At 62.9% G+C, this 13,507-nt stretch carries 11 protein-coding genes and 1 pseudogene; 8 read left to right on the forward strand and 4 right to left on the reverse strand.

All coding sequences use genetic code 11. The annotated features are described in order from the left end of the window. Positions 1-2: 2 nt before the first annotated feature. Complete coding sequence (locus BKG76_RS06840) at positions 3-632, reverse strand: TetR/AcrR family transcriptional regulator (RefSeq protein WP_070936957.1); 630 nt, start codon at positions 630-632, stop codon at positions 3-5. 118 nt (positions 633-750) lie between these two features. Here BKG76_RS06840 and BKG76_RS06845 point away from each other — a divergent pair, with 118 nt between their 5' ends. From BKG76_RS06845 to BKG76_RS06860, 4 genes are all read left to right on the forward strand, one after another. Further along, a complete protein-coding gene (locus tag BKG76_RS06845; RefSeq protein WP_070936958.1) occupies positions 751-2,073 on the forward strand; it encodes a flavin-containing monooxygenase in 1,323 nt (440 codons plus the stop codon). Next, positions 2,070-2,984 (forward strand): alpha/beta hydrolase, encoded by a 915-nt coding sequence (locus BKG76_RS06850; protein WP_070936959.1) that lies wholly within the window; start codon positions 2,070-2,072, stop codon positions 2,982-2,984. The genes BKG76_RS06845 and BKG76_RS06850 overlap by 4 nt, the downstream gene beginning before the upstream one ends. Continuing rightward, positions 2,977-4,560, forward strand: a complete 1,584-nt coding sequence (gene fadD1, locus BKG76_RS06855) for a fatty-acid--CoA ligase FadD1 (RefSeq protein ID WP_070936960.1) — start codon at positions 2,977-2,979, stop codon at positions 4,558-4,560. The genes BKG76_RS06850 and fadD1 overlap by 8 nt, the downstream gene beginning before the upstream one ends. Positions 4,561-4,822: 262 nt before the next feature. Continuing rightward, entirely contained in the window at positions 4,823-6,169 is a 1,347-nt protein-coding gene (locus BKG76_RS06860) for an HNH endonuclease signature motif containing protein (RefSeq protein ID WP_070936961.1), read from the forward strand. 85 nt (positions 6,170-6,254) lie between these two features. Here BKG76_RS06860 and BKG76_RS25440 read toward each other — a convergent pair whose 3' ends face one another. Together BKG76_RS25440 and BKG76_RS06870 are read right to left on the reverse strand one after the other, a co-directional pair. Further along, entirely contained in the window at positions 6,255-6,845 is a 591-nt protein-coding gene (locus BKG76_RS25440) for a DUF6636 domain-containing protein (protein WP_330220035.1), read from the reverse strand. A 28-nt stretch (positions 6,846-6,873) separates the two neighbouring features. Then, positions 6,874-7,704, reverse strand: a complete 831-nt coding sequence (locus BKG76_RS06870; protein WP_131815799.1) for a hypothetical protein — start codon at positions 7,702-7,704, stop codon at positions 6,874-6,876. Positions 7,705-8,106: 402 nt separating this feature from the next. On the opposite strand from BKG76_RS06870, the gene BKG76_RS06875 reads away from it, so the two are divergent. After that, positions 8,107-9,591: an amino acid permease gene (locus tag BKG76_RS06875; RefSeq protein ID WP_070936964.1), complete on the forward strand. Its 1,485-nt coding sequence runs from the start codon at positions 8,107-8,109 to the stop codon at positions 9,589-9,591. A gap of 134 nt (positions 9,592-9,725) precedes the next feature. On the opposite strand, the gene BKG76_RS06880 is transcribed toward BKG76_RS06875, so the two are convergent. Further along, positions 9,726-10,967, reverse strand: coding sequence for an MFS transporter (locus tag BKG76_RS06880; protein WP_070936965.1), 1,242 nt, complete (start codon positions 10,965-10,967; stop codon positions 9,726-9,728). A 92-nt stretch (positions 10,968-11,059) separates the two neighbouring features. On the opposite strand from BKG76_RS06880, the pseudogene BKG76_RS06885 reads away from it, so the two are divergent. The 3 genes and pseudogenes from BKG76_RS06885 (at position 11,060) to BKG76_RS06895 (ending at position 13,457) form a co-directional block, all read left to right on the forward strand. Then, positions 11,060-11,775, forward strand: a pseudogene (locus BKG76_RS06885) (FadR/GntR family transcriptional regulator). 6 nt (positions 11,776-11,781) lie between these two features. Then, on the forward strand, positions 11,782-12,246 hold the full coding sequence (locus BKG76_RS06890; RefSeq protein ID WP_070936966.1) for a copper chaperone PCu(A)C: 465 nt from the start codon (positions 11,782-11,784) through the stop codon (positions 12,244-12,246). Between the two features lie 2 nt (positions 12,247-12,248). Continuing rightward, complete coding sequence (locus BKG76_RS06895) at positions 12,249-13,457, forward strand: Dyp-type peroxidase (protein ID WP_070936967.1); 1,209 nt, start codon at positions 12,249-12,251, stop codon at positions 13,455-13,457. The last annotated feature ends 50 nt before the right edge of the window (positions 13,458-13,507 follow it).

Consider the following 13,507-nt stretch of genomic DNA (forward strand, 5'->3'; position numbering starts at 1 on the left):
TGCTATTTCACGGGCGCAATGCGAAGCGCCGGCAGGACATAGCGCCGGAAATGCCGACGCAACGACGCCGGATCATCCGGGTCTATGCAGCTCCCGGGGACGCTGCCCAGGCTGATCATCACGCGCGCGATCCACTCGCTGGCTTCCTCGATGTCCGTGCGCGCGTGGATCTCCCCTGCGACGCGCGCCGCCTCGACATACGGCCGCCAGAACCCGGCCAGGTCAGGCACCAGCCCCTGGACACCTGTGCCCGCGCAGGCCATGAATTCCTCGGGCTCACGCACCCGCATGCGCATCAGCAGGGTGCCCGGATCGTCGTAGGCGCGCCGGCCGATTTTCACACCGGACACCAGCTGCTCTTCGAATCCCTCGATAGCCGCGAGCTCGGCCGCCGACTGGGCCCAGCTGACCTCGATCAGCCGGATGATCGTCGCGCCCACCAGGGTCTGCTTGTCCGGGAAGTGGCGATACAACCAGGATCGGGAAACGCCCGCCTCCTCGGCCACGTCGGTCATCGTTGTTGCGCGAATACCCTTGTCGGCCAATAGTTTCTCGGTGGCGTCCAACAGCCGCGTGGCCACTGAGTCACCATCGGGATCGGGCACTGCGCCTTCATTGAACACCGCGGTCATGCCCTCAATCTAAACAAAGTGTGGACACATTTCAAGATCTGTGTACACTCCGAATGCACAGATCTTCAGAACTGTTCACCGGCGACCGCATCGTCGCGGCCGCACGCCAAGGAGTGCCATGACCCGACCCAATACCGCAATCATCGGCGCCGGTATCAGCGGACTCACATCCGCAAAAATGCTGTCCGACTATGGAATTCCACATACCTGCTTCGAGACCTCGGACCGGATAGGCGGAAACTGGGCATTCGGCAATCCCAACGGGCATAGCAGTGCCTACCGTTCCCTGCATATCGATACCTCGCGGCATCAGCTCTCGTTCCGAGACTTCCCCATGCCCGACAGCTACCCGCACTTTCCACACCACACGCTCATCAAGCAGTACCTCGAGGACTACGCGAGTGCCTTTGACCTGAAGAGCAACATCGAATTCCAGAATGGTGTCGTTCACGCCGAGCGACTACCGAACGGCGGCTGGGAGCTGCTGACACAAGCGGGCGAGCGACGGTTGTTCGATCTTCTCGTCGTGGCCAATGGACATCATTGGGACCCGCGGTACCCCGACTTCCCCGGCACCTTCACGGGAACCATTCTGCATTCGCATCACTACATCGATCCGCGCACTCCGCTGGATCTCATGGACAAGCGAATCCTTGTGGTTGGGCTTGGCAATAGCGCGGCAGACATCGCCGTCGAGCTGTCTTCGCGGGCGACCGGAAACGCCGTGACCCTATCCACTCGATCCGGGGCCTGGATTGTGCCCAAATACGTTGCCGGACAGCCTGCCGACAAGTACTTTCGCACCAGCCCACACCTGCCGATGTCCTGGCAGCGCAAGATTTTCCAGATGATGCAGCCGCTCATGTCCGGCCGCCCCGATCAACTGGGACTCCCGATGCCGAACCACAAGTTCGGCGAGGCGCACTTCACCCAGTCCGTTGAACTCCCTTTACGTCTGGGTTCGGGTGACATCGTTCCCAAACCCAACATCAGCCGCCTCGACGGTGACACCGTACATTTCGAGGACGGCACATCCGCGGACTTCGATGTGATCATCGTCGCGACCGGATACAACATCACCTTCCCGTTCTTCGATCCGGACTTCCTCAGCGCCCCCGACAATCGCATAGACCTGTACAAGCGGATGTTCAAACCGGGCCTTGATGACCTGATCTTCGTCGGTCTGGCGCAGGCAGTTCCATCGTTGTTCCCGTTCGTCGAATGCCAGGCCCGCCTGGTGGGTGCATACGCGGCAGGCAAGTACCGGCTGCCGCCGGTCGACGAGATGCATCAGGTCATCGAGGCGGAACACCGCAAGTACACCGGGCACATGTTGGATCGCCCACGACACACCCAACAGCTGGACTACTTCCTCTACGAGCACGACATGAGAACTCAAGAGATCCCCCGCGGTTACGCGCGGGCGAGAGGTGCGGCATGAACCGACAGAACATCCGGTTCAACAGCCATGGAATCGATTGCGATGCCTGGCTATACCGTGCGGATTCAGCTGAGGAGTCGGCCCCCGTCGTGGTGATGGCGCACGGAGTGGGCGGCACCAAGGACTCAGGACTGGCGCCATTCGCCGAGCGCCTGGCCGAGGCAGGCATGCACGCACTAGCATTCGATTATCGCGGCTTCGGCTCCTCCGACGGCTTTCCCCGGCAACAAGTTTCATTCAGCCACCAAATCGGTGACTACCACGCCGCGATAAACATCGCCGCCCGGCTTCCCGGTATCGACCCCGCGCGAATCGTCCTGTGGGGTGTATCCCTGGCCGGCGGGCACGTGCTGGCAGTGGCAGGTTCGCGCAATGATGTGGCCGCCGTCGTCGCGGTGACACCCCTGGTCGACGGCGTCGCCGCGGCACGGTCCGCGATGAGCGAGCACAGCGCCAGCTCCCTGCTGCGCTCTGCGGTGACCGGGATCCGCAGCCGGGTGGGCCGCCAGCAGCGCACGATCCCGATCGTCGGACATCCCGGCGAGCTTGCCGCGTTGACATCGGACGGCTACTACGAGGCACATCTGGCGATCGCGGGGCCCTCATGGCGCAACGAGATCGATGCGACCGTCGGAACTCAGCTCGCGTCCTATCGCCCGACCCGGTACGCCTCCCGAATCAACTGCCCCACCCTGGTACAGATCGCCGACTTCGATCGCGCCGCGCCGCCACACGCCGCGGCCAAGGCCGCCTTCAAGGCACGTGCCGAGGTGCGCCACTACCCCTGCGACCACTTTGGCGTATACCAAGGCCAAGAATACTTCGACTCCGTCGTGTCTCATCAAATAGGCTTTTTGACAAGGCATCTGGGTGTCAGAACGGCATCGCTGACCAAAGCAGTCCATGGCTGAAACCATTCAGCAGCTGGTCCTTGGCCATGCCTCCGACGACGGCGTCGCACTGGTCTACCAGGGCCAGAAGTGGAGCTGGCGTGAGCATCTGGCCGAGGCCGCTCACCAGGCAGCGGCCTTGATCCGGATGGCCGATCCGGATCGGCCGTTACACGTCGGAACCCTGCTGGGCAATACGCCCGCGATGGCCACGGCGATGGCAGCGGCCGCGCAGGGTGGATACATCCTGTGCGCCATCAACAACACCCGGCGCGGTGAAGGATTGGCACGCGATATCCGCAAGGCCGATGTGCAGATTCTGTTGGTGGACAAGGAGCATCGCCCTCTGCTGGAGGCCTTGGATCTGCCCGACGTGACGGTGATCGCCGTGGACGGTACGGATTGGCATACACAGATCAGTACCGCCGGGGAGCTGCGGCCGTGCCGCACCGCCCAACCCCTCGATCCCTTCATGATGATCTTCACCTCGGGTACCAGCGGGGACCCGAAAGCCGTTCTGGTGACGCACGCGACGGTACTCGTTGCAGCCCAATCGTTGGTGGCCAGGTTCGCCCTATCCCCCAGTGACGTCTGTTATGTCTCGATGCCGCTGTTCCATTCGAATGCCGTGTTGGCGGGATGGGGTGTTGCCGTCGCAGCGGGAGCCGCACTGGCCCCGGCGAGATTCTCCGCGTCGCGCTTCCTCGCCGACATCCGGGAGGTAGGCGCCACCTACATGAACTACGTGGGTAAGCCGTTGGCCTATGTACTGGCGACCGAGGAACGGGCGGACGACGTGTGCAACCCGCTCCGGGTGGCGTTCGGGAACGAGGCCTCCGACCACGATATCGCCGAGTTCGCACGACGATTCGATGTCACGGTGTACGACGGCTTCGGTTCGACGGAAAACGCGGTCATCATTACCCGAGAGGAGGGAACACCGAGAGGATCCATCGGTAGGGGGTTCCCCGGTGTCGCGATCTACGACCCCGGCACGCTGAGCGAGTGTGCCGTAGCCCGGTTCTCTGCTGACGGCATGCTGGCCAACGCCGACGACGCGGTTGGCGAGCTGGTGAATACTCAAGGAGCCGGGTTCTTTTCCGGGTACTACAACGACGAGGACGCCACCGGGGAACGCATGCGTCACGGCATGTACTGGTCCGGCGACCTGGCCTACCGGGACGCCGACGGCTGGATTTACCTTGCCGGGCGCACGGCAGATTGGATGCGGATCAATGGTGAAAACCTTGCCGCGGCACCCATCGAGCGGATCCTGCAGCGGCACCCCGCGGTGAGCCAGGCGGCGGTGTACGCAGTCCGCGATGAGCACAGCAGTGACGAGCTGATGGCCGCGCTGGTCCTACGGGCTCCGATGACACACCTAGATCTGACCGAATTTCTTTCAGTACAGCAGGACCTGCCGAGCATTGGCTGGCCGCGGTATATCCGCGTGGCGCAGAGCCTGCCCGCAACCGCGACCAACAAGGTCCTCAAACGCGCGCTGATTTCCGATGGCCTCAATGTCGGAGTTGACGAATTATGGCACCGCGAAGAGCGCGGTGCGGAATATTTCTCTTTAGATTCGAGCAGCTATTAGAAGGCCATCCCGGGGCGCGCAATTGACACTCTGGATTCGTCGGATCGGTACGCTCACACGTCCGCGACGATTTTGAAGCGGCGGCATCCCGATTCCGATCATGACGGTGCCACACTGTTATTTGCCTGTGCTGCCGCACTTCTCGTTGTACTCATCGTCACGCCGACCGGTCGCCGTCCTGGCGATGATGCTGTTGCCAGAGTGACCAAAGTTGTTTGCGGAACCATTGCATGCCTGCGCTCCTCACGGTAGTGTCGAACATATGTTCGACACGTTGGATGATGGTGAGCTGATCGATGTGATCAGCTCTTCCCAACGTGCCGAGGCCCAGGCGGCTTCGCGTCGGCTCGCGGCGATCGGGGTGTTGGTGGATCGTCACGCCGACCCTGAGCGGCAGGATCCCGGTGATCGGTTCGCGGTGGATCGTTGGGATGAGGTCGCCGCACAGGTGGCCGCCGCACAGGGCATCACGCACGCGCTGGCCTCCCATCAGATGCGCTACGCCTATGTGCTGCGACACCGGTTACGGGCCGTGGCACAGCGATTCGCTGCCGGCGACATCGATTTTCGGACCGTCGCATTGATCATCGGACGCACTGAACTACTCGACGATGACGCTGTGGTCGCCGTCGTGGACGCGGCGATCGTCGAAGCGATGCCCCGCTGGGAACGCTGGTCGATCAAACGCCTCACGGCCGCCCTGGATGCTTTGGTGTATCGCCACGACCCCGACGCGGTGCGCCGCACCAAAACCGCCACCGATGACCGGCACATCGAAATCCGGCCGCTGGATACCGGCGATCCGCTGGCCGAAATCTGGGGAGTGCTGCAAACTCCGCACGCTGTCGCCCTGGATAAACGCCTCAACCAGCTAGTGGACACCGTGTGTGCCGCCGACCCGCGCACTACCACCCAGCGGCGCGCCGATGCCATCGGTGCCCTGACTCAGGGCCTGAACCAGATGCGTTGCACCTGTGCCGATCCCGATTGCACCGGACGCGGAGCCGCCGATACCCCAGTGATCGTGCATCTAGTCACCAACCACGACACTCTCGACGATGCCGAAAATCAGGAGCCCGCACAGGTATCCGGATTCGGGGTGATCAACAGCGTCCAGGCCCGCCACATCGCCGCGCAACCCGGCACCCGGATCCGCACCCTCAATCCTGAGGACACCGAGGGCTACCGCCCCACCCGCGCCCTGGACACCTATGTGCGCTGCCGCGATCAGTTGTGCCGCTTCCCTGGCTGTTCACAACCCGCCGACAGCGCCGACCTCGACCACAGCATCCCCTACGCCGACGGCGGCCATACCACCGCGGGCAATCTGAAAGCGCTGTGCCGCAAACATCATCTACTGAAGACCTTCTGCGGATGGCGCGAGATCCAGGAGTCCGACGGCACTGTCATCTGGAAAGCACCTACCGGCCACACCTATGTCACCACGCCCGCAGGCGGGCTGCTGTTCGCCAATCTCACCCGGGCACGCACCAGAAGCCAAGACCGCCAACAACGCCGACGCACCGAACGAGACCTCAATCGGCACGAACGATTACAACGCCAAAGCGCACAGGCCGCCTACGCCAAGGCCAATCCACCACCGTTCTAGGCAGGACTCAGCGACCCCAGTTGTCTTCCAGCATCCGGGGCCGGCAAGATCACCTGCTCAAAAGACAGCGACCGGATTAGGCTCTTCAGTGGAGGAATTCATAGGACTGCTGCGCGAGGCGGAACCCTCGGCTGCTTGTAGTGTCGACACAAGTGATGCCGTCGTTTCGGCTTGAGCATTGGAATGGGCCTACCTTCGTGTCGTCGCCGTACTTCAACACGAACAAGTTCTCACCACCTGCCGAGTCTGAGATGCAACGAAATGCAGGGTTCTCGCCGATAGTCATCGTCACGCTCCGCCCCCAGACGCCATAACAGTCTCTAGTGGGCCGGGGTGGCGGGGTGAATGTCGCCTTATTGAGATCGCACCGCACGGAAGGCTTCGGCCACTCGTTGTCGATGGTGCAGAAGATGTTGCCCGAAGGCGTGCCGAAATGCCTGACCCCGTAAGTCTCGGCCAGCACCCGTGGTGAGGCAAGCCCAAAGCTCACCAACGCCGTTGCGATGACCGCGACAAAAACCCAAGCGCGTGACAACGGTGCCGGAAACACCCCGGCCGGTCCGAGTGCCCAACGCCGGGGCCCGGTCGTCACCGGATGGTGCGGGACCTCCCGGACGCGGAAGAGTATGCGACCTGCATCAATCAAGCTGTGCAGTAACGGAACTCGTGTATCCATGGTAACCCTATCCACTTGAGGCAGGTGCCTACTTCTTCGCGTAATAGTCACCTAGCGCGGCGCACAGACGCTGTTCTGCGGTAGCAGGATCGATCCCGTGCGCCTTCAACCGCTCATCACTGATGGCCAACGTCCTAGATGGGCGATCCTCTCGACTTAACGCACATTTGGTGTTGCCTGTCACTATCCATGGGTGATCAGTCCAGGCGTCATCGAAACCTGCCACCGCGACCTCAAGGGCCGCGGCCGGTATCAGCCGATGATCGACGAACTCGTAGAGTGACACCACGCCAGAAACTGCGCTCGAATGCGCGTACTGAGCGATAAACCCATCCGGGGTTCGCCAGAAGTTCAAAAACCCGAACATCTCGCCGGCACGCACGAACTGGGTCGAATCCCCCACAGCCCGCCAGATCGCCAGGTTCTCGCCACCGGTCCCGCCGCACCCGGTCATGATCAGCACCTCGTCGCGGCCATCACCGTCGAGGTCGCGCAAAAAGAACCCGTTACCGCAGGGCCTGTAAGCCGGTTCGGTGATCACTTGCTGCTCTTGCCCATTCGGCGACATCACATGGACCTCGACCTCGTAATCCGTTGACTGACCGAAACGTTGTGCCCCAGTGCTTTTCTTGATCGTCCGGCCTTGGAACAGCAGTCCCACATGGTCGGTGGACGTCAACTGGCAGTCCTTCTGATCGCCCTCATCCCAGGTGCTGATCCGATCGCATTGGGCCAACGGGTCGGCCACCGCAGGCGGCGTATCGGTGCGGCATCCGGTCATAGTGACCGCTGCGATCATGACTGCTGCACCGACCACAACATCCAACCAGCGACGCTGGTAGCTGGACCCATCAGCCATGGTGACGAGCATACGACCAAAGGTATTTGCCGCTTGACACTGGCCGTCCATTGGAGGCCCGGCGATCTAGGCCAAATTTACGCGGAAGCTGGAGTTTGGATTCACGGGTCGAAAGCCTCTGCCCGCTTGCTTCTCAACGCGTCCCAAAGCCCCTATCCACCGAGACCAAGAGGAAACAAATCCCAGAAGACTGGGTTTTGATACTGAATGGGTGCCTACAAACAGAGGCATTAAGTTTGCCAGTTGCTCGTTCGCAGCGAATTGGCGCCCAGCACCATCGGCTCGCCGCTCGAGCCCTACGCGCCTCTCGGATCACTCTGGCCGGTCAACAGGCGGAATCGCGCAGCATGTTCGTAACATCGTTGTTCCAGTCAGCAACTTTCCAGCCGATACGGTCGCACGATGGCGTCCCCGGCAACATACGACACACCAGCCCCCGCCCCTGAGGAACAGGGGTACCACAAGGGGCTGAAGAACCGGCAAGTCCAAATGATCGGTATCGGGGGTGCTATCGGTACAGGGCTGTTCATGGGAGCCGGTGGCCGGTTGCACAGCGCAGGACCGGGCTTGTTCTTGGTTTATGCGGTCTGCGGCGTGTTCGTGTTCTTCATCCTGCGTGCGTTGGGCGAGCTGATCTTGCACCGGCCGTCCTCGGGATCCTTCGTGTCGTACGCCCGCGAATTCCTCGGCGAGAAGGCGGCATACGTCGCGGGCTGGATGTATTTCTTCAACTGGGCCGCCACCGCCATCGTCGACGTCACAGCAATCGCCCTTTACATGCACTACTGGAGCGCCTTCAAGGCCATCCCTCAGTGGTCCATCGCACTCATTGCCTTGGTCATCGTGGTCACCATGAACACCATCAGCGTCAAACTGTTCGGTGAGATGGAATTCTGGGCGGCTCTGATCAAAGTGGTTGCCATCATGGGGTTCCTGGTCATCGGCACCGTTTTCCTGGCGGGCCGCTTCACGGTCGAGGGAGCCAGCACAGGACCATCGGTGATCGCGGACAACGGCGGCCTGCTGCCCGCCGGTCTGATGGCCCTGGTCATCGTCACCTCGGGAGTCGTCTTCGCGTACTCCGCTGTCGAACTGGTCGGCATAGCCGCCGGCGAAACCGAGAACCCGGAAAAGGTGATGCCCCGGGCAATCAACTCAGTCGTGTTCCGGGTCGCGGTTTTCTACGTGGGTTCGCTCATCCTGTTGGCGCTGCTGCTGCCCTACGGAACCTACAAAGCCGGCGAGAGCCCTTTCGTCACCTTCTTCTCCCGGATAGGCGTGCCGTACGCGGGTGACGTGATGAACTTCGTGGTGCTCACGGCGGCACTATCCAGCCTGAACGCAGGCCTATATAGCACCGGGCGAATTCTACGGTCCCTGGCGATGAATGGCAGTGCACCAAAAGTGTTGTCGCGTATGACCTCCGGCGGAGTGCCGTTCATGGGCATCGCCGTCACCGGCGCCCTCACACTTGTCGGCATATTCATGAACCTGGTCATTCCTGCCGAAGCCTTCGAAACCGCCCTCGATCTGGCGGCACTGGGGATCATCTCGTCGTGGGCCACCATCGTGATCTGCCAAATCCAGCTGTACCGGTGGTCGCAGCGCCGCATCCTGCGGCGGGGCAATTTCCAGATGCCCGGAGCGCCGTACACCGGGTATCTGACGCTGGTCTTCCTGGCAGCCGTGGTGGTGCTGATGTGTTACGAGAACGCGTGGAACCTGATCGCGATCGCGATACTCATCCCTGTGCTCACCGGGGGGTGGTACCTCTGCCGTGGCCGCGTCCTTCAGCTCGCGCGCGAACGCATCGGATACACCGGCGCCTACCCGGTGATAGCGCACACTCCCATGCTCGACGACCCGCCTGGCGGACGGGACAGCTAGCAAAAACAATTGGGGCTATGCAGGTTTGGCGCGCGCTATCGCCTGATCCAAGCTGACGCGCCCCTTCCCAAGTTGCCGAAGTGAACGACCACTAGGGCACGCCAAGGCCAATCCACCACGGTTCTAGGCAGGACTCAGCGCCCCCAGGTGTCTTCCAGCATCCGGGGTTTGCAGGCCTGGAACGCGCCGATACCCAGCACGGTGATGGCCACTAGCAGGAGGCCGAACGGCGCATACCAACCGCCACTCACATCGTGCAGCACACCGAACAGCAAGGGGCCCAGGCACGCAACCGCGTAACCAACGCCCTGAGTGAAGCCGGACAACGCCGCGGAACCAGCGGGAGTGCGTGTGCGCAGGTTCACCAGCGTCAGCCCCAGCGGGAAGGTGGACGGTCCGAAGCCAAGTGCGATCACCCACACGGCGGTCGCGGTCATCGGCAGCCACAACAGCCCGGCGAATCCGATAAGGAAGCACACCAGGCACGCCACGACCAGTGGGAACGGGTTGCGCATGCGGGCGGCCAAGGGCGGGATCGTCAGCGTGCCAACGAATCCCACCGCCGAGAACAGGGCCACCATCACACCGCCCAGCGCGGCACTACCACCGGCCGAGCTCAAGATCGCCGGGATCCAGGTGAACATCGAATACGTCACCAGCGATGTCATGCCGAACATGCCGGCCATGCCCCACGCCAACGGCGAACGCCAAACCTGACCCGTCACAGCCGAATCCGCATGAGGCTCGGCGGAGTGGTCGGATACGTCGTGGCCACGCCGAGCGATCACCACGCCGATCCACGGCAGCAGTGCGGCGACGGGGACAATCACCCACGCGGCGAGCGAGAACCGCCATCCGTAGGTACCGGCAAGCGGAACAGCGGTAAGCGCGGGCACGGTGGTGCCGACCTGCAGCACCGTCAAGTAGGCCGCGCTCATCAGCGCGACGCGATGCGAGAAGTACCGCTTGACCAACGGCGGGATCACCACATTGCCGATGCCCATGCCCAACAGCGCCAGGCAGGACAACACCAGCAGCCCGCCGGTTGTGGTCATCGCGGGCCGGGCCGCCATACCCACGGCGGTGGCGGCGACTGCGGCCAGCGTGGTGCGCTCCAGGCCGAATCGCTCGGTGAGCGCGGGCGTTACCAGCCCGGCGACGGCGAACATCGCCGTCGGCAGCATCCCGAAGACACCGATCACCGCGGATCCGAAACCGATCTCGTGCGATATCTGAGTCAGTAGCGGACTCAGAGAGGTGACGGCCGAACGCAGGCACATCGCGAACAGCAGAATCGCGACCAACACCATCCAGCGCCCACGCCGTAGCGCAGCAGCCGAGATCGTGTGCGTTTCGTCTCGCAAGGTCGCGGTCACCGTTCATCCTCCTAAAAGCAGCCTGGCAAATCATAGGATGAATGGATGAATGAGATCAAGGTGATTTCCGCCGCGCGCTACGATGAGCCGTCATGCAGCCGGTTCGTCGCCAGACACTGATTGGTCAGGTCACCGAGCAGCTCCGCGAGGAGATTCTGTCGGGACGCTGGGCCATCGGTGCCCGCATCCCCACCGAACCCGAATTGTGCGAGCTCACCGGGACCTCTCGCAACACAATTAGAGAAGCCGTCCAGGCGCTGGCCCATGCCGGCATGCTCGAACGGCGCCAGGGCTCCGGCACCTACGTGCTCTCCGTTGGCGGCAGCGGTTCGGCCATCGCCGACTACTTCGCCGCCGCCAACGACCGTGATCTCATCGAGCTGCGACAGACCCTGGAAGTGACCGCCGCCGGCCTCGCCGCGCAGCGACGTGACGAAGATGACATCGAGCAGCTGCGGGCGCTGCTCCGGCGACGCAACGAACTGTGGGCGCCCCGCGACGTCGCACCCCAGGATGTCGAGGAAGCCATTGCCACCGATATCGCCGTTCACCGTGCCGTGGTCGCCGCCAGCCACAATGCCCTTTACCTGGAGCTTTACGATTCGCTCCTGGGCTTGATGGACCACTACATGCGCGGCAATCCCATCGGCGCGGAATGTTCGTTCGAACACGAACACACCAGGCTCGTCGAGGGCGTCATCGCCGGAGATACCGAGGCCGCCAAGTCCGCCACCGAGCAGCTCTTCACCGAGCTGAGCCTGCGCCGGAATCAGCCCGGCGGAACTTTCCGCACCGTCGGGACGACTAGCTGAACGTGAAGATCGTCATCCCGGCAGCAGTCGCGCTGTCATTGCTCGCCGGTTGTTCGGCGCATGAATCCACCCCTGCCGAGCAGGCATCCGAAGTCACCATCACCGACCAGTGGGCCAAGTCCGCGCCCGACGGCTCCATGACCTCCGTATTCGGCACGGTGCACAACAACGGCTCCACCGAAGCCCGCATCGTGTCCGCCACCTCGCCCGCGGCGAAGTCGGTGGAGCTTCACGAGGTGACAGCCGGCGGGCTGATGCGGCCCAAGGAGGGCGGGGTCGTCATCCCCGCCAACGGCGAACACAAGCTGTCCCCCGGCGGCGATCACGTCATGCTCATGGGCCTGAAAACCCCACTGCGCCCGGGCCAGGACGTCGTCATCACGCTGGCCTTCCAGGACGGCTCGACCAAGCCGCTGACCGCCCAGATCCGGGACTTCGCAGGCGGCAACGAGAACTACCAGCCCTGACCATGACGCGTCGTTCTCTGTCCCGACGGGGACTCATCGTCGGCGGTGGCGCCGCGGCCGCGCTGACCGCGGGCGCGGGGTTGTCGGCGTGGTCTGCTCAATCCCAGGCGGCGCGGCCACGCAATGAACGCGCGGTCGAACCGTTCTTTGGGGAACACCAAGCCGGGATCGCCACCGCGCCGCAAGCCCACGCCATGTTCCTGGCAGTGGATCTGCTGGCCGGCAACAACTCAGACACACGGGCGGTGCGCGAGAATCTCAAGTCGATTCTGCGCCTATGGACCACCGACGCCGCCAGGTTGACCCAGGGCGTGCCCGCGTTGGCCGATACCGAACCGGAATTGGCCACGTCCGCAGCACGATTGACGGTCACAGCGGGCCTGGGCCCATCAGCGTTCGCCAAGGCCGGTCTGACGGACAGATGCCCCGCCTCGGCGCGGGACTTTCCGGCGTTCGCCACTGATCGGCTCGACAAGCGTTGGTGCGGAGGAGATCTACTGCTGCAGATATGCGCCGACGACATGCTGCTGGTGGCACACACGGCTCGGGTGCTGCTCAAGAATGTGCGCTCGCTGGCCACCGAACGCTGGCGCCAAACCGGATTCCGCACGCCGCGTGCCGAGGATCCCTCCGGCGGCACGATGCGAAATCTCATGGGGCAGGTCGACGGCACCGTGAACCCCGGCGCCGCGGAGCTGGACAGCCTGCTGTGGCATCAAGGTGATGATCATCAGTGGCTCAGGGGCGGAACGCTTCTGGTCCTTCGCCGGATCACGATGAACCTGGACGGATGGGACCAGTTGGATCGCAAGCTCCGGGACTTGATCATGGGCAGACGGTCAGACAATGGCGCACCCCTGACGGGCAACAAGGAATCCGACGAGCCCGATTTGACGATGACACGCGGCGGCATCCCCGTCATCCCCGCGACCTCGCATATCGCTCTTGCCCGCCACCGCAATCCACACGAGAAGTTCCTGCGCCGCCCGTACAACTTCGACGACGCGCCCTTCCCGGGCACTTCATCGAACTCAGGCCTGATTTTCGCGGCATACCAACGGGATATCGCCACGCAGTTCGTTCCCGTGCAACAACGCTTATCCGAAAAAGACGAGTTCAATCAGTGGAACACCGCCGTCGGGTCGGCAGTTTTTGTCATGCCGCCGGGCACGGCAGAGGACGGCTATCTCGGCCGGTCATTGCTGGATTAGACGACCGCGAGCTAGACCGGCGCGGATTGTGGTGAGTCGTAGCCATCTCG

Source organism: Mycobacteroides franklinii, from assembly GCF_001853795.1.
Classification (GTDB): domain Bacteria; phylum Actinomycetota; class Actinomycetes; order Mycobacteriales; family Mycobacteriaceae; genus Mycobacterium; species Mycobacterium franklinii.